The sequence below is a fragment of the Streptomyces odontomachicola genome, from assembly GCF_039605595.1.
In the GTDB taxonomy this organism is placed as follows: Bacteria; Actinomycetota; Actinomycetes; order Streptomycetales; family Streptomycetaceae; genus Streptomyces.
Genome location: NZ_JBCFOK010000009.1, coordinates 39,279 through 55,471, shown reverse-complemented (window position 1 = coordinate 55,471; position 16,193 = coordinate 39,279). Strand labels below are relative to the sequence as shown.

Below are 16,193 nucleotides of genomic sequence, written 5' to 3'. Positions count from 1 at the left end.
GACGGCTCCGTTGTGACTCGTAAGGCTGGTGGTGGCTCGCTCAGGCGTGGTAGCCAGTCACTGATGATGCTACCCGTCGGTAATAAGAAGCAACCCCCAACCGCCCTTCTGTGACTGGTTACTCTTTTCGGCATGTACGGCTACGAGCAGACCGCGTCCGCGGGGCAGGGCTATCCGCACGGCGGCCAGCAGTACGGGCAGCATGGCCAGCAGCAGTACGCGGGGCAGCAGACCGCGCCGCCCCCGTACGGAGCGCCCGGGCCCGGCGACGGTCAGCCGGCCTACCCGGAGCCCACTCCGCCCTCCCTCCAGGACGCGGTGCGCGCCTTCACCACCGGCTCGATGTCCTCGGAGGACTTCCAGGGGATCTTCTCCGCTTCCAAGGTCTACTGCCCGCGCGGCGACACCCCGGGCTTCCTGGCCCTGCACAACACCCAGCAGCCGGTGATCCCGATGTTCACCACGCTCAAGGAGCTGCGGGACTACGCGGGCAAGGAGTCCAAGTACTTCGTGATCACCGGCGCCGAGGTGCTGGACCTTCTGCCGTCGGGTTACGGCTTCGTCCTCGACATGGAGGGCGACCACCGCATCGTCTTCGATGCGCAGGCGGTGGAGGAGATGGTGGATTTCGCCATGCGGCGGATGTATGGGTGACCGCGCCGCCTACGGCGGCGAGTCCTTCGCGCTGCGGGTGCCGATCCGCTTCTGACCTGCGGTCCGCTGTGGGGTGCTGCGCCCCCCCCCACGAGCTGTGGGCAGTCGTTCCGCAGGGGCGGAACGGGTGGGCACAGCGGACGTAAGCCCCCCCGCCCGCGCCACCACGCACCCAGCGGGGGTCCGGGGCCGGCCCCGGGAATGTCTCGCCGCGCGGGGTCGTTCACCGTTCAACTACACTGGACGGCGAACCCCAGGGAGGCCCTCATGCCCGCCATCACCGTCGAGAACCCGCTCGCGCTGCCCCGCGTCACCACCCCCGGGCCGGAGGCCGAGCACCGCCCCGTACTGGCCGTCAGCACCGCCCCCACCGGCTACGAGGGCGAGGGCTTCCCGGTCCGCCGCGCCTTCGCCGGCATCCACCGCCGCCACCTGGACCCGTTCATCATGATGGACCAGATGGGCGAGGTGGAGTACGCGCCCGGCGAGCCCAAGGGAACCCCGTGGCACCCCCACCGCGGCTTCGAGACCGTCACCTACCTCATCGACGGCACCTTCGAGCACCAGGACTCCGAGGGCGGCGGCGGAACGATCAACGGCGGCGACACCCAGTGGATGACCGCGGGCTCCGGGCTGCTGCACATCGAGGCGCCGCCCGAGGAGCTCGTCGTCTCCGGCGGCCTCTTCCATGGCCTCCAGCTCTGGGTGAACCTCCCCGCCAAGGACAAGATGACCAACCCCCGCTACCAGGACATCGGCGGCGGCGAGGTCAAGCTGCTCAGCACCGCGGACGGCGGCGCGCTGCTCCGCGTCATCGCCGGTGAGCTGGACGGGCACCAGGGCCCCGGCATCACGCACACGCCGATCACGATGGTGCACGCCACCGTGTCGCCGGGCGCCGAGATCACGCTGCCCTGGCGGCCCGACTTCAACGCGCTGGCGTACGTCATGGCCGGCAAGGGCTCCGTGGGCACCGACCGCCGCCCCGTACACACCGGCCAGGCGGCCGTCTACGGCGCGGGCGAGACGATCACCGTGCGGGCCGACGAGCAGCAGGACGCGCACACCCCGGAGCTGGAGGTCGTCCTGCTCGGGGGCCGGCCCCTGCGCGAGCCGATCGCCCACTACGGCCCGTTCGTGATGAACAGCCACGCCGAACTGGTGGAAGCCTTCGAGGACTTCAAGGCGGGCCGCCTGGGCCGCGTCCCCGCGACCCACGGCTGACGCCGCGGGCCGAGCACTTCGCGTTGCAGGCGCGGCCCCGCTGGTGACCTGCGGTCCGCTGGGGTGCGTGGCGCGAGCCGCGCACCCCACCGCCGACGGCTCCCGCTGAACTCGCGTTCCGCAGCGGCGGGTCAGGGCTGAGCGCCGACGGCGCGTTCAGCCCCATTCGGGCGGCGCCTCGTCCTCGCGCAGCTCGAACCAGATGTTCTTGCCCTCCCCCCGCGGATCCACCCCCCAGCGGCCCGCGAGCATCTCCAGGAGGACCAGGCCGCGGCCCGAGGACGCGAGTTCGCCGGGGCGGCGGCGGTGGGGGAGTTCGTCGCTGTTGTCGGCCACCTCGACGCGCAGGAGGCGGCCGCCGCGCACTCCGCTGATCTCGGCGACCATCAGCGCGTCCCCGTCGGTGTGCACCAGCACGTTGGTGAGCATCTCGGAGAGCATCAGGACCGCGCCGTCCACCTGGTCCTCGTTCGACCAGTCGTAGAGCATCCACTGGAGCTGGTGCCGGGCGTCCGCGATCATGTCGGCCTGCGCCTGCGCGACGGTCAGCACCGTGCGCCGCCCCGACCCGACCCCGCCCGTACGCTCCGCCGGCCCGTGCAGCGAGAGCAGCAGCAGCGCGATGTCGTCGTCCCGCCGGTCCGCGAGCGGCCCCGTGGTGTGGTGCGAGGGCGGCCCGTGCACGGCCTGCACCAGCGCGTCGGCCAGCCGCTCCAGGTCCTCCTCGGCGGCCGGGTCGCGCTCCCCGTCCGCCTCGCCCGCCGCCCGCGCGTAGTGCGTGTCGAAGACCGAGCCGATCCGCGCCCAGCCGGTCTCCAGGTCGTGCCCGCCGGTCTCGATCAGGCCGTCCGTGCAGAGCAGCAGGGTCTCGCCGGGTTCGAGGACGAGCCGGGTGGTGGGGTACGCGGTGTCCGATTCGAGCCCCAGCGGCAGACCGCCCGCCGTCGGCCGTACGAAGACCGTGCCGTCCGCGAGCCGGATCGCCGGATCGGGGTGCCCCGCACGCGCGATGTCCAGCGTCCCCGAGACCGGGTCCACCTCCATGTAGAGGCAGGTGGCGAAGCGCGGGTCGCCGTCCAGCAGCCCGCCGGTCGCGTCCGGCGCGCCCTCCGCCTCCGGCGCCCCCTCGGTCTCCGCCGCGTCCATCCCGGCGAGGAAACGGGAGGCCCGCGCGAGGACCGCGTCCGGATGGTGCCCCTCGGAGGCGTACGCGCGCAGCGCGATGCGGAGCTGGCCCATGATCCCCGCGGCCCGTACGTCGTGCCCCTGCACGTCGCCGATGACCAGCGCCGTACGCCCCGAGGGCAGCGGGATCACGTCGTACCAGTCGCCGCCGATCTGCAGCCCGCCCCCGGTCGGGATGTAGCGGGCGGCGACCGACATCCCGTCGATCCGCGGCTTGCGGGCCGGGCGCATGGTCTCCTGCAGCCCGGCCGACAGCTCCCGCTCGGTCTCGTGCTGCGAGGTGCGCGACAGCGCCTGCGCGAGCATCCGCGCGACGGTGGTCAGCACGGCGCGCTCGTCCGGCGTGAAGGACACCGGGTATGCGAACGCTGCCATCCACGCACCCAGCGTCTGACCTGCGACGACGAGAGGGAGGAAGGCCCAGGACTGGCGGCCGAAGGGCTCGGCGATGGGCCAGGTCGTGGGGTAGCGGCGGCGGTACTCCTCCGGCGAGGACAGGTAGATCGCCCGCCCCGTGCGCACCACCTCGGCGGCCGGATAGTCGGTGCTCAGCGGCATGTCCGTGAACGCCGCCTGCACCTGGCCCGGGTCGTGCCCGTGCTGCCCGATCAGCGTCAGCCGGTCGCCCTCCACCCCGAACACCGCGAGCCCGTCCGGCGAGAACCCCGGCATCGCCAGCGAGGCGGCCACCCGCAGCACCTCGGCCGTCGTGTACGCCTCGGCCAGCGCCCGCCCCGCGTCCAGCAGGAACGCCTCGCGGTTGCGCCGCCAGTCGCCGGTGACCGGGGACTGCGCGGGGGAGGGCTCGGGCACCTCGGAGAGGGTGCCGATCAGGTACGCCTCGGCCGCGGGGTCCGCCGTCCCGGCGGTCCGGCCCGCACCGCCGCCGCCCTGCCGGCCTCCGTACGCGGTCCCGTACCCGCCCCCGTACCCCGAGCCCTCCTCGTACGGGCAGAGCCGCGCCCGGACCGTCCGTACGACCTCGCCGTCGCCGTCCACGACGCGCAGCAGGGCCTCGGCGACGGTGCCCTCGGCGACGGCCAGCGTGATGATGCCCTGCAGCTCGACGAAGTCGACGACGTGGACGTGCGCGCGGACCGTGGACTGCGCGACGGTCAGCGCGGCCGTGCTGTGGTGCGGGCCGCCGGTGCCCGGCAGGCCGAGCAGGCGTGCGGCGCGGCCGTCGAGCGTCACCGTGTGCGTGGCGTTCTCCCATCGCCACAGGCCCGTCCGCACGGCCGCCAAGACGTCCTCGGTGCGCATTGCCCCACTTTATGTAGGTTGCGGAAACCGGGGCGAGTGGGGGAGGTCCAGGGCGGTAGTCTGAGGGGCAAACCCTTGTGACGGCTGAGCTTAGGCGACTGGATAGATGATGCATCGGTACCGTTCCCACACCTGCGGCGAGCTTCGGGCCACGGACGTCGGTGCCGACGTCCGCCTCAGCGGCTGGCTGCACAACCGTCGGAACCTGGGCGGCATCAACTTCCTCGACCTCCGCGACCACCACGGCATCACGCAGCTCGTCGTGCGCCCCGAGCAGACCGAGGTCAACGAGCTGCTGAGCTCGCTGGCCAAGGAGTCCACGCTCCGCATCGACGGGAAGGTCCGCGAGCGCGGCGCGGAGAACGTCAACCCCGAGCTGCCCACCGGCGAGATCGAGGTCGAGGTCACCGCGGTCGAGGTGCTGGGCGCGGCCGAGCAGATCCCGTTCACGATCAACGCCGAGGACGGGGTGAACGAGGAGAAGCGGCTCGAGTACCGCTTCCTCGACCTGCGCCGCGAGCGCATGCACCGGAACATCATGCTGCGCTCGCAGGTCATCGCGAAGATCCGCGAGAAGATGGTGGCCCAGGGCTTCAACGAGATGGCGACGCCGATCCTCTCGGCCACCTCGCCCGAGGGCGCCCGCGACTTCCTCGTTCCCTCGCGGCTGCACGCCGGGAAGTTCTACGCGCTGCCGCAGGCCCCCCAGCAGTTCAAGCAGCTACTGATGATCGCCGGCTTCGACCGGTACTTCCAGATCGCGCCCTGCTTCCGCGACGAGGACGCCCGCGCGGACCGCTCGCCCGGCGAGTTCTACCAGCTCGACATGGAGATGAGCTTCGTCGAGCAGGAGGACGTCTTCCAGGTCATCGAGGCCGTGATGACCGAGCTCTTCAACGAGCTGGGCGAGGGCCGCGAGGTCACCTCGCCGTTCCCGCGCATCCCGTACCGCGAGGCGATGCTCAAGTACGGCTCGGACAAGCCGGATCTGCGCGCCACGCTGGAGCTCGTCGACGTCTCCGACGTCTTTGCCGAGTCCGGCTTCAAGGCCTTCGCCGGCAAGCACGTGCGGGCGCTGGCCGTGCCGGACACCGCCGACCAGCCGCGCAAGTTCTTCGACCAGATGGGCGACTTCGCGGCCGAGCAGGGCGCGAAGGGGCTCGCCTGGGTGCGGGTCGGCGACGACAACGCGCTGACCGGGCCGATCGCCAAGTTCCTCACGGACGAGGACACTTCGGCCCTGCTGACCGCGCTGAACGCGAAGCCGGGCACCGCGATCTTCTTCGGCGCCGGTGACTTCGAGGACGTCTCGAAGATCATGGGCGCGGTGCGGGTCGAGGTCGCCAAGCGCACCGGGCACTTCGAGGAGGGCGGCTTCCGGTTCTGCTGGATCGTCGACTTCCCGATGTTCGAGAAGGACGAGGAGACCGGCGAGATCGCCTTCTCGCACAACCCGTTCTCGATGCCGCAGGGCGGCATGGACGCGCTCAAGGAGCAGGACCCGCTGGACGTGCTGGCCTTCCAGTACGACATCGTCTGCAACGGCGTCGAGCTGTCCTCGGGCGCGATCCGGAACCACGACCCGGAGATCATGTTCGAGGCCTTCGGGATCGCCGGGTACGGCAAGGAGGACGTGGAGCGCGAGTTCGGCGGCATGTTGCGCGCGTTCCAGTTCGGCGCCCCGCCGCACGGCGGCATCGCGCCGGGCATCGACCGCATCGTCATGCTCCTCGCGGACGAGCCCAACATCCGCGAGACGATCGCCTTCCCGCTCAACGGCAACGCCCTCGACCTGATGATGGGCGCCCCGAGCGAGGTCGACGAGAAGCGCCTGAAGGAACTCCACTTGCAGGTGCGAAAGCCGAAGCTGTGACGCTGCGCTGAGCGTTCGCCGCGTGACATGAGGGGCCCGGAACCTGGCGGTTCCGGGCCCCGCGCATGAGATTCTTCGGTGGCCAGCCCGCCGCCGAGCGAAGGCGAACTCCCGTGACCCTGCCTGTCCTGCACCCCCGCCCCGGTAATCTGCGCGGGGTCGCGGAGGAGATCGAGACGGCGACCGGCCTGCGCGTGGAGATCGTGGGCGGGAAGCTGACGATGTCCCTGACCCGGTGTGGCAAGCACGCGGGGACTGTCAGGCGCCTGCGCCACCAGCTCACCCCCCAGCTCCCGGAGGGTCTCGACGCGTACGAGGTGTCGTCGATCGCCTTGCCGGACGACCCTGACGACTACTGCACGCCGGACCTCGTCGTCCTGCCGACCGACTGGGAGACGCACGACAACTGGCTGGCCGACCCCGGCGACGTCGAGCTGGCCGTCGAAGTGATCTCCAAGTCGGAGAAGGCGAAGGAGATCACCGCCAAGAACGACTGGTACGCCCTGGCGGGAGTGCGCACGCTGCTGGTCGTGGACCCCCGGCACGGCACCTGGGCGCTGTTCACCCACCCCAAGGAGGGCAGCTACCAGGGCACCTTGCGAGGCACATACGGCGAGGAACTGCCGCTTCCCGCCCCGTTCACGCAACCCGTGGAAACCGGGTGCCTTCCCCTCTACGGGGAGCCCGAGGGGCGGTAGCGGTGTCATGCGTGCGGGGCGGGAGTTCACGACTCCCGCCCCGCACGCATGACGTAGCTCTTCCGGCTACTTCGGCTCTTCCAGCCGCGGGAACAGCACCTTGCCCTTGGTCACCGTCGCTCCCGCCGGGAGCTGGCCCCACGTCGCCGTCTCCGCGACGCGCTGGTCGGCCAGGGCGCCCAGGTGGGGCTCCGCGCCCAGGGAGTCCCACAGCTTCTGGGAGGACTCCGGCATCACGGGGTTGAGGAGGACCGCGCAGGCGCGGAGGGACTCGGCCGCGGTGTAGAGGATCGTCGCCAGGCGGGCCTGGCCCTCATCGGTCTTGTCCTTCGCGACCTTCCACGGCTCCTGCTCCGTGAGGTAGCCGTTCACCAGCTTGATGAAGTCGAAGACGGACTGGATGCCGCCCGCGAAGTCCAGCTCCTCGCCGATGCGCTGGTCGGATTCCGTGACCGCCTTGGAGAGACCGTCGATGACCGCCTGCTCCGCGTCCCCGTACGCGGGAGCCGCAGGCAGCTCGCCGCCGAAGTACTTGTTGACCATCGCGGCCACCCGGGACGCCAGGTTGCCGTAGTCGTTGGCCAGCTCCGAGGTGTAGCGCGCGGAGAAGTCCTCCCACGAGAAGGAGCCGTCCTGGCCGAAGGCGATCGCGCGCAGGAAGTACCAGCGGTACGCGTCCACCCCGAAGTGCTCGGTCAGGTCCTGCGGCTTGATCCCCGTCAGGTTGGACTTGGACATCTTCTCGCCGCCGACCATGAGCCAGCCGTTGGCCGCGATCCTGCCCGGCAGCGGGAGGCCGTTGGCCATCAGCATCGCCGGCCAGATCACCGCGTGGAAGCGGAGGATGTCCTTGCCGACCAGGTGCACGTCGGCGGGGAAGACGTCCTCGAAGCGCTCCTGGTCCGTGCCGTACCCCACGGCCGTCGCGTAGTTGAGCAGCGCGTCGATCCACACGTAGATCACGTGCTTGTCGTCCCAGGGGACCTTCACGCCCCAGTCGAAGGTCGACCGGGAGATCGAGAGGTCCTCCAGGCCCTGCCGCACGAAGTTCACGACCTCGTTGCGCGCGGACTCGGGCTGGATGAAGCCGGGGTTGGCCTCGTAGTGGTCGAGGAGCTTCTGGGTGTACTCGGAGAGCTTGAAGAAGTAGTTCTCCTCCTGGAGCATCTCCACCGGCTTCTTGTGGATCGGGCAGAGCTTCTGGCCCTCGAACTCGCCCTCGCCGTCGAGGAGTTCACCGTAGGTCTTGAACTCCTCGCAGCCTACGCAGTACGGGCCCTCGTACCCGCCCTGGTAGATCTCGCCCTTGTCGTAGAGGTCCTGGACGAACTCCTGCACGCGGTCGGTGTGCCGCTGCTCCGTGGTGCGGATGAAGTCGTCGTTCTTGATGTCCAGGTGCTCCCAGAGGGGCTTCCACGCCTCCTCGACGAGCTTGTCGCACCACTCCTGCGGGGAGACCCCGTTCGCCTCGGCGGTGCGCATGATCTTCTGACCGTGCTCGTCCGTGCCGGTGAGGTACCACACCTTCTCGCCGCGCTGACGGTGCCAGCGGGAGAGCACGTCGCCTGCGACGGTCGTGTAGGCGTGGCCCAGGTGGGGAGCGTCGTTCACGTAATAAATGGGGGTGGAGACGTAGTACGTCTGCTTCCCCTTCTGCTCTGATCCAGTGGCCGCCATGGTCGAAATCCTATCGGCCCCGGGGAGCCGGTTTCCTCCCCTTAACCCTGGGTGACCGGCGGGCGGACGGACCCGTTCCTTCGCCGCGGCGCGGCTGACCTGTTCACCGGCAGTTCATCCGTAGGTTGAGCCGCGGCGGATCTACGCCCATAGCGTCGCGCCGCGTAGAGACGGACTTCCGGAGGAAACATGCGCAAGCTGCTGCCGATGCTCGGGTCCCCGCACGGCGGAAGAGCGGCCATGACGTGCCGTTACCGCTGCGGCGACGCCTGCTTCCACGAGGCGCCCAACACCAGCGGGAACGAGTACGTCGGCGATGTCATCGACCGCGCGCTCTCCCGCCGCTCGATGCTCCAGGCCGGCGCGGTGGTCGGCGCCGCGGCCGTGGCCGGCACGGGGCTGGGCTCCCCCGGCCGGGCGTCCGCGGCCCCCGCAGCGGGCGGCGCGGCAGCGGCGGAGTCGGCCCGGGACGCGAAGGCCGCCAGGGGCCTCCGCTTCACGCCGGTCGCGCCGAACACCGCGGACAAGGTGACCGTGCCCGAGGGCTACGCGCAGAACATCGTGATCAAGTGGGGCGACCCGATCCTGCGCGGCGCCCCCGCCTTCGACCCCGAGAAGCAGTCGGGGAAGGCCCAGGAGGGCCAGTTCGGCTACAACAACGACTTCCTGTCGCTGCTGCCGCTGGACGGCGAGGAGAACCGGCAGATCCTCGTGGCGAACCACGAGTACACCGACGAGGAGCTGATGTTCGCCGGCTACGACGCCGAGAAGCCGACCAGGAACCAGGTGGAGACCGCCTGGGCCGCGCACGGCCTCTCCGTCGTCGTGGTGGAGGAGGACCGGAAGACCGGCGCCGTCCGCGCCGTGCCCCGGCACCGGCTGAACCGCCGCGTGACCGCCACCACTCCGTTCCGCATCACGGGCCCGGCCGCGGGCCACGAGCTCATGCGTACGTCGGCCGACCGCGAGGGCCGCACCGTGCTCGGCACCCTCAACAACTGCTCGGGCGGCACGACCCCGTGGGGCACCACGCTGCACGGCGAAGAGAACGTGGACATGTACTTCGCCAACACCGAGAAGGTGAAGGACGCGGAGCACAGGAAGCGGCTGGAGCGCTACGCGCTCAAGGGCGCCGCCAGCGAGCGCAAGTGGGAGCGCTTCGACAAGCGCTTCGACGTGACCGAGGAGCCCTACGAGCCGCACCGCTTCAACTGGGTGGTCGAGCTCGATCCGTACGACCCCGACGCGACGCCGCACAAGCGGACCGCGCTCGGCCGCTTCAAGCACGAGGGCGCCACGGTCCGGCTGACCGCCGACGGGCGGCCCGTGGTCTACATGGGCGACGACGAGAAGTTCGAGTACCTCTACAAGTTCGTCTCCTCGAAGCGCATGATGCGCGGCACCTCGCGCTTCGCCCGCCGGCACAACATGACCCTGCTGGACGAGGGCACGCTGTACGTCGCGAAGCTGACCGGCGACAGTCCGGGGGGCCAGATCGACGGCAGCGGGAAGCTGCCGGAGGACGGCGAGTTCGACGGCAAGGGGCAGTGGATTCCGCTGGCCACCGGCGACGAGTCGCACGTTCCGGGGATGTCGGCCGAGGAGGTCTACATCTTCGCGCGCATCGCCGGCGACAAGGTCGGCGCGACCAAGATGGACCGCCCCGAGGACGTCGAGGCCAGCCCCCGTACGGGCCGGGTGTACGCGGCGCTCACCAACAACTCAGCGCGCGGCACCTCCGGCAAGGCGGCCGCCGACGAGGCCAACCCGCGCAACGAGAACAAGCACGGCGCGGTGCTGGAGTTCGAGGAGCGCGGCGGCAATGCGGCGGCCGAGCGCTTCTCCTGGCGGCTGTTCCTGGTGTGTGGGGACCCCGAGAAGCCCGACACCTACTTCGGCGGCTTCCCGAAGGACCAGGTCAGCCCGATCTCCTGCCCGGACAACGTCACCTTCGACGCGTACGGGAACCTGTGGATCTCCACCGACGGCAACGAGCTGGGCTCGCACGACGGCCTCTTCGGCGTCGCCACCCGGGGTGACAGGCGGGGCCAGGTGCGGCAGTTCCTGACCATGCCGACCGGCGCCGAGACCTGCGGGCCCGTGGTGCAGGAGGACCGCGTGCTGGTCTCCGTGCAGCACCCGGGCGAGGTGGACGGTGCGAGCGTGGAGAAGCCGGCCTCGGCGTGGCCCGACGGCAAGGGCTCCTACGTACGCCCCTCGGTGGTGTCGGTCTGGCGCGAGGACGGCCGCGGAATCGGCGTCTGACCTGGGCTTCTCCGTACGTGATCACCCCTCGCCGCGACGGTCGCGGCGAGGGGTGATCGACTTGTGGGGACTGTGCAGCCGGTGCGGAGAGGAAGCCGAGATGGGTGTCGCCTGGGGAATTCTGATCGTCTCCGGAGTCCTGGAGACCGTGTGGGCGACAGCGCTGGAGGCCTCCAAGAACTTCTCCCGGCTCTGGCCCTCGCTGCTCTTCATCGTCGCGCTCGCCGCGAGCATGGCCGGGCTCTCGTACGCCGTCTCGCAGATCCCGCTCGGCACCGCCTACGCGGTGTGGGTCGGCATCGGCGCCGTGGGGACCGCGCTGTACGGGATGGCGGTGCTCGGCGACCCGGCCACCGCGGCGCGGATCCTGTGCCTGCTGCTGATCGTCGGCGGCGTGGTCGGGCTGAAGATGCTGCACTGAGCGGTCGCGGTGAGCGCTGGGCCGAGCCGCGTCGGATGAGCGGTCCGGAGATGCCGCACCGAGCGGCCCATGCGAGCCTGCCTTTACGGTGTCGCCCGGTATTTCCGTTACGGCCGGAATGCCGTCTGTGACCTGCGGCGCCGAGTCGACCGATCGTGCCGACCGACGAGGCGAACGAGGCGAGTGCAGCGATGGAACGACCCAGCATCCTGATCGTGGGCGGCGGTTTCGCCGGAGTGGAGTGCGCGCGGCGCCTGGAGCGCAAGCTCGCCCCGCACGAGGCCCGGATCTCCCTGGTCACGCCGAACAGCTTCGAGCTCTACCTCCCGCTGCTCCCCCAGGTCGCCTCCGGCGTGCTCACCCCGCAGGCCGTCGCCCCCTCGCTGCGCCGCCAGCTCCGCCGTACCGCGATCACCCCGGGTGGCGTGGTCGGCGTGGACACCGAGGCCAAGGTCTGCGTGGTGCGGCTGATCACCGGCGAGCTGGTGAACCAGCGCTACGACTACCTGGTCCTCACCCCCGGCAGCGTCACCCGCACCTTCGACATCCCTGGGCTGACCGAGCACGCGCGCGGCATGAAGACCCTCGCGGAGGCCGCGGGGGTGCGCGACCACGTGATCGCCCAGCTCGACCTGGCGGACGCGACGCAGGACGAGGCGGAGCGCGAGTCGCGGCTGCGGTTCGTGGTGGTCGGCGGGGGTTACGCGGGCACCGAGACCGTGGCCTGCCTCCAGCGGCTCACCAACTCCGCGCTCAGCCGCTACCCGCGGCTCGACCCCCGGCTGATCAAGTGGCACCTGATCGACATCGCGCCCAAGCTCATGCCGGAGCTCGGCGACCGGCTGGGCAAGAAGGCCATGGAGATCGTGGAGCAGCGCGGTACCGAGGTCTCGCTGGGCGTCTCGGTCAAGGAGGTCACCGAGGACACCGTCACCTTCACCGACGGCCGCGTACTGCCCTGCCGCACCCTGATCTGGACCGCGGGCGTCGCGGCGAGCCCGCTGATCGGCACTTTGGACAGGGAGACCGTCAAGGGCAGGCTCGTGGTGAACGCCGATCTGAGCGTCCCCGGTACGGACGGCGTCTTCGCGCTCGGCGACGCGGCGGCCGTGCCCGACCTGGCCAAGGGCGAGCCCGACGCGATCTGCCCGCCCACCGCGCAGCACGCCATGCGGCAGGGCTGGAAGCTGGCGAACAACCTCACCGCGATGCTGCGCGGCGCGCCCGCCGAGCCGTACCGGCACAAGGACCTCGGGCTCGTCGTCGACCTGGGCGGCTTCGACGCGGTGGCCAGGCCGCTGGGCGTCGAACTCTCCGGGCTCCCGGCCCAGTTCGTGAGCCGCGGCTACCACCTGGGGGCGCTGCGCACGGCCACCGCGCGGCTGCGCACCGCCGCGCTGTGGACGCTGAACGCGGCGTTGGGTGACGACTTCGTACGGACGGGCTTCGTGGGGAAGCGGGCGATCACGCTGTCCGACTTCGAGCGCACCGACGGCTACCTCTCGGCGGATCAGGTCGCCGAGGCCGTCGGTTCCGACGGGGCGCGGGCCGCGAGCGCCTGACGCCCCGGGGCTCCTCCGCCGTTCCACTTCCGCTCCTCCGCCCGCGGGAACCGGGGATTCTCCGGATGCCGTCCGGGCATGTGCTGGCAGACTGGCGCGGCACAGCGGAAGGAGCCCGGATGTCCATGGCACGTCACCTGCGGAAGGCGGCGCGCATCCCCCGCCCCAGGAGGCGCGTCGACCTCAGCCACCCCGTGCGCTCGCCGCTGGGCTCCTCGGTGGTCAACTCCGTGGCGTACGTGGACGGGGTGCGGCAGGAGGCGCCGGACGCCGACGCCTCGCCGGGCGACGCGGTGAAGCGGATGCGCGAGTGCGGCGAGGGCTTCGTGTGGATCGGCCTGCACGACCCGGGGGAGCAGGAGTTCGCGGAGATCGCCGAGCTGCTGGGGCTGCACCCGCTGGCGGTCGAGCACGCGCTGCACGGCCATCAGCGGCCGAAGCTGGAGCACTACGACGACATGCTGCTCGCCGTGTTCAAGACGGTGCGCTACTGCGAGCACACCGAGCTCACCGCGAGCAGCGAGGTGGTGGACACCGGGGAGGTCGCGGTGTTCCTCGGGCCCGACTACGTGATCACCGTGCGGCACGGCGGGCACGGTTCGCTGGGCCCGCTGCGCGAGGAGCTGGAGTCGCGGCCCGAGCAGCTCGCGAAGGGGCCCGCCGCCGTGCTGCACGCCATCGCTGACCAGATCGTCGACGACTACGTGGTGGTGGCCGACAGCTTCCAGGACGACCTGGACAGGGTGGAGAGCGAGGTGTTCGCGCGGGAGTCCGTCTCCGGCGGCGACCCCGGGCGGATCTACCAGCTCAAGCGGGAGCTCCTGGAGCTCAAGCGGGCCGTGGCGCCGCTGGACCGCCCGCTGCACACGCTCGCGGGCCGGACGCTGAGCCTCGTGGACTCCGAGATACAGCGCTACTTCCGCGATGTGGCCGACCACCTGGCGCGGGTGAGCGAGCAGATCGCCTCGTTCGACGAGCTGCTCAACTCGATACTCCAGGCCAACCTGGCGCAGATGTCCGTGGCGCAGAACGAGTCCATGCGCAAGATCACCTCCTGGGCCGCGATCATCGCCGTCCCGACGATGGTCTGCGGCGTGTACGGCATGAACTTCGATCACATGCCGGAACTCCACTGGCGCTACGGCTATCCCCTGGCCCTCCTGGTGATCGCGGTGATCTGCGGAGCGCTGTACCGGGGGTTCCGCCGCAACGGCTGGCTGTAGCGGGGCCGCCGCCTCTTCCGGTTTTCCGGAGCCTTACGCCTCCGGTCGTGCCCGTTCCGGGGCGGGCTCGGGGGAGTCTTGTCGAGTTCTGTCCGGAATGACTGGTTCAGGCAACTTCTCTGGGGAGGGTGCGGTCCTCTGGGGCGAGGGCGGTCGTGAGGCCGTCCATGGGGGGCCGCCGCGTCCGCGCGGCGGCGACGCAACAGAAATCGGGGAAACAGCGTGACCGAGATCATCGAGAGGATCGCCGAACAGACCGAGAAGCTCATGGGCCGCGACGGCCGGCCGGCGGAGGGGGAACTCCAGCCGTACGCCGCGCCGTTGACCGTTCCGCCGGTGCTCCGTCCCGGCGGCGGCGACGTGCTCCGCGAGACCGAGATCGCGGTGCGCCCCACCTGGATCCGCATGCACCCGCAGCTCCCTCCCACGCTGATGTGGGGCTACGGCGGCAGCGTTCCGGGGCCCACCATCGAGGTGCGGCGCGGGCAGCGCGTCAGGATCGCGTGGACCAACCACGTACCGAAGGAGAGCGAATACCCCGTCACCTCGGTGGAGGTGCTGCCCAAGCAGGGCGAGGCGCCGCCCAGCACCGAGCCGGGGCGCGGCGGGGTCGAGCCGGACAAGGACGTCGCCGCACTGCCCGCGTGGCTGGTCACGCACCTGCACGGGGCGCAGACCGGCGGCGGCAACGACGGCTGGGCCGACAACGCCGTGGGGTTCGGGGACGCACAGCTCTCCGAGTATCCGAACGACCACGCCGCGGTGCACTGGTGGTACCACGACCACGCCATGAACATCACGCGCTGGAACGTGCACACCGGGCTCTACGGCACCTACCTCGTACGGGACGACGAGGAGGACGCGCTCCGGCTGCCCGGCGGCGAGCGGGAGATCCCGCTGATGCTGGCGGACCGCAACCTCGACACCGACGAGGAGGGGCGGCTCACCGGGCGGCTGCTGCACAAGACCGTGATCGTGCAGGAGAAGAACCCGGAGACGGGGAAGCCGGTGTCGCTCCCGTTCACCGGGCCCTACACCACGGTCAACGGGACGATCTGGCCCTACCTGGACGTGGACGACGCCTGGTACCGCTTCCGGATGGTCAACGCGTCCAACGCGCGGATCTACGACCTCGTGCTCATCGACGAGGACGGCGAGCCCGTGCCGGGCGTGATCAAGCAGATCGGCAGCGACGGCGGGCTGCTGCCGCGCCCGGTGCCGGTGGACTTCGACGGGGAGCTGCCGACCCTGACCATCGCCCCGGCCGAACGCATGGACCTGCTCCTGGACTTCAGGGTGCTGGCCGGCAAGCGCGTGCGGCTGGTCGACAAGGGCAGGGGCGAGGCGCCCGGCGTGCCGGACCCGGCGAACGACGTGCGGTATCCGCAGGTCATGGAGTTCCGGGTGGGCGAGACGGGGGAGGAGGACCCGTTCGAGCTGCCCGCGGCGCTGTCCGGGTCCTTCCGCCGGTTCACCCACGACATCCCGCACGGCCACCGGCTCGTCGTCCTCACCCCGCCGCCCACCAAGGGCGCCGGCGGCCACCCCGAGATCTGGGAGATGGTCGAGGACGAGCACGCGGAGGCCCCCGCCGAGGGAGTGATCCAACTCCGCGGCGAGGACGGCAAGGTGACCACGTACCGCCGCATCGCGCGCACCTTCAACGACGGCCTCGGCTTCACCGTCGGCGAGGGCACGTACGAGCAGTGGTCCTTCCTCAACCTGGCGCCGATCGTGCACCCGATGCACATCCACCTGGTGGACTTCCAACTGCTGGGACGGGACGCGTACGACGTGTCCGGCTTCGATCCTGAGCTGGCCGGCACGCGCACGCCGATCGGCTTCGACCCGGGTACGAAGATCCCGCTGGCGCCCAACGAGCGCGGCTACAAGGACGTGTTCCGCGTGCCGGGCGGCCAGATGCTGCGCGTGCTGGGGCGCTTCGACAACGCGTACGGGCGCTTCATGTACCACTGCCATCTGCTGGAGCACGAGGACATGGGCATGATGCGGCCCTTCGTGGTGATGCCGCCCGAGGCGCTGAAGTTCGACCACGGCGCGGGGCACGGCGGGGGCCACGGGGGTCACGCCTAAGCCGCGCTGGCGCCCGCTTTCGGCGCCCGCGTTCACAGCCCGCGGCAGGAGCCG

General features: G+C 70.8%; 11 protein-coding genes. 9 read left to right on the top strand and 2 right to left on the bottom strand.

The genetic code is table 11. The annotated features are described in order from the left end of the window. The first annotated feature begins 132 nt into the window (after positions 1–132). Together ABEE00_RS18000 and ABEE00_RS17995 are read left to right on the top strand one after the other, a co-directional pair. The gene (locus ABEE00_RS18000; protein ID WP_345746548.1) at positions 133–654 is read left to right on the top strand and encodes an SseB family protein; all 522 of its coding nucleotides are present in this window, start codon (positions 133–135) and stop codon (positions 652–654) included. Positions 655–921: 267 nt separating this feature from the next. Beyond that, entirely contained in the window at positions 922–1,878 is a 957-nt protein-coding gene (locus ABEE00_RS17995) for a pirin family protein (RefSeq protein WP_345746547.1), read from the top strand. Between the two features lie 156 nt (positions 1,879–2,034). On the opposite strand, the gene ABEE00_RS17990 is transcribed toward ABEE00_RS17995, so the two are convergent. Then, entirely contained in the window at positions 2,035–4,326 is a 2,292-nt protein-coding gene (locus ABEE00_RS17990) for a SpoIIE family protein phosphatase (RefSeq protein ID WP_345746546.1), read from the bottom strand. Positions 4,327–4,435: 109 nt separating this feature from the next. On the opposite strand from ABEE00_RS17990, the gene aspS reads away from it, so the two are divergent. Together aspS and ABEE00_RS17980 are read left to right on the top strand one after the other, a co-directional pair. Continuing rightward, on the top strand, positions 4,436–6,199 hold the full coding sequence (aspS, locus tag ABEE00_RS17985) for an aspartate--tRNA ligase (RefSeq protein ID WP_345746753.1): 1,764 nt from the start codon (positions 4,436–4,438) through the stop codon (positions 6,197–6,199). A 113-nt stretch (positions 6,200–6,312) separates the two neighbouring features. After that, positions 6,313–6,897 (top strand): Uma2 family endonuclease, encoded by a 585-nt coding sequence (locus ABEE00_RS17980; RefSeq protein WP_345746545.1) that lies wholly within the window; start codon positions 6,313–6,315, stop codon positions 6,895–6,897. A gap of 66 nt (positions 6,898–6,963) precedes the next feature. Here the strand turns inward: ABEE00_RS17980 and metG are convergent, their stop codons facing one another. Beyond that, positions 6,964–8,574: a methionine--tRNA ligase gene (metG, locus tag ABEE00_RS17975; RefSeq protein ID WP_345746544.1), complete on the bottom strand. Its 1,611-nt coding sequence runs from the start codon at positions 8,572–8,574 to the stop codon at positions 6,964–6,966. Between the two features lie 189 nt (positions 8,575–8,763). On the opposite strand from metG, the gene ABEE00_RS17970 reads away from it, so the two are divergent. The 5 genes from ABEE00_RS17970 to phsA all read left to right on the top strand — a co-directional run bounded on the left by ABEE00_RS17970 (position 8,764) and on the right by phsA (position 16,139). Then, a complete protein-coding gene (locus tag ABEE00_RS17970; RefSeq protein WP_345746543.1) occupies positions 8,764–10,839 on the top strand; it encodes a PhoX family protein in 2,076 nt (691 codons plus the stop codon). A gap of 100 nt (positions 10,840–10,939) precedes the next feature. After that, on the top strand, positions 10,940–11,260 hold the full coding sequence (locus ABEE00_RS17965) for a DMT family transporter (protein WP_345746542.1): 321 nt from the start codon (positions 10,940–10,942) through the stop codon (positions 11,258–11,260). Positions 11,261–11,451: 191 nt separating this feature from the next. Then, positions 11,452–12,822, top strand: a complete 1,371-nt coding sequence (locus ABEE00_RS17960; RefSeq protein WP_345746541.1) for an NAD(P)/FAD-dependent oxidoreductase — start codon at positions 11,452–11,454, stop codon at positions 12,820–12,822. A gap of 125 nt (positions 12,823–12,947) precedes the next feature. Then, on the top strand, positions 12,948–14,045 hold the full coding sequence (gene corA / locus ABEE00_RS17955) for a magnesium/cobalt transporter CorA (RefSeq protein ID WP_345746752.1): 1,098 nt from the start codon (positions 12,948–12,950) through the stop codon (positions 14,043–14,045). A gap of 267 nt (positions 14,046–14,312) precedes the next feature. After that, positions 14,313–16,139 (top strand): O-aminophenol oxidase PhsA, encoded by a 1,827-nt coding sequence (gene phsA, locus ABEE00_RS17950; RefSeq protein WP_345746751.1) that lies wholly within the window; start codon positions 14,313–14,315, stop codon positions 16,137–16,139. Positions 16,140–16,193: the final 54 nt, after the last annotated feature.

What these genes read in the sequence shown, in the direction of transcription:
- phsA (WP_345746751.1), top strand. Translation starts at nt 14,313, where the DNA reads ATGGGCCGCGACGGCCGGCCGGCGGAGGGGGAACTCCAGCCGTACGCC.
- corA (WP_345746752.1), top strand. Translation starts at nt 12,948, where the DNA reads ATGGCACGTCACCTGCGGAAGGCGGCGCGCATCCCCCGCCCCAGGAGG.
- aspS (WP_345746753.1), top strand. Translation starts at nt 4,436, where the DNA reads ATGCATCGGTACCGTTCCCACACCTGCGGCGAGCTTCGGGCCACGGAC.
- ABEE00_RS18000 (WP_345746548.1), top strand. Translation starts at nt 133, where the DNA reads ATGTACGGCTACGAGCAGACCGCGTCCGCGGGGCAGGGCTATCCGCAC.
- ABEE00_RS17995 (WP_345746547.1), top strand. Translation starts at nt 922, where the DNA reads ATGCCCGCCATCACCGTCGAGAACCCGCTCGCGCTGCCCCGCGTCACC.
- metG (WP_345746544.1), bottom strand. Translation starts at nt 8,574, where the DNA reads ATGGCGGCCACTGGATCAGAGCAGAAGGGGAAGCAGACGTACTACGTC.
- ABEE00_RS17960 (WP_345746541.1), top strand. Translation starts at nt 11,452, where the DNA reads ATGGAACGACCCAGCATCCTGATCGTGGGCGGCGGTTTCGCCGGAGTG.
- ABEE00_RS17990 (WP_345746546.1), bottom strand. Translation starts at nt 4,326, where the DNA reads ATGCGCACCGAGGACGTCTTGGCGGCCGTGCGGACGGGCCTGTGGCGA.
- ABEE00_RS17965 (WP_345746542.1), top strand. Translation starts at nt 10,940, where the DNA reads ATGGGTGTCGCCTGGGGAATTCTGATCGTCTCCGGAGTCCTGGAGACC.
- ABEE00_RS17970 (WP_345746543.1), top strand. Translation starts at nt 8,764, where the DNA reads ATGCGCAAGCTGCTGCCGATGCTCGGGTCCCCGCACGGCGGAAGAGCG.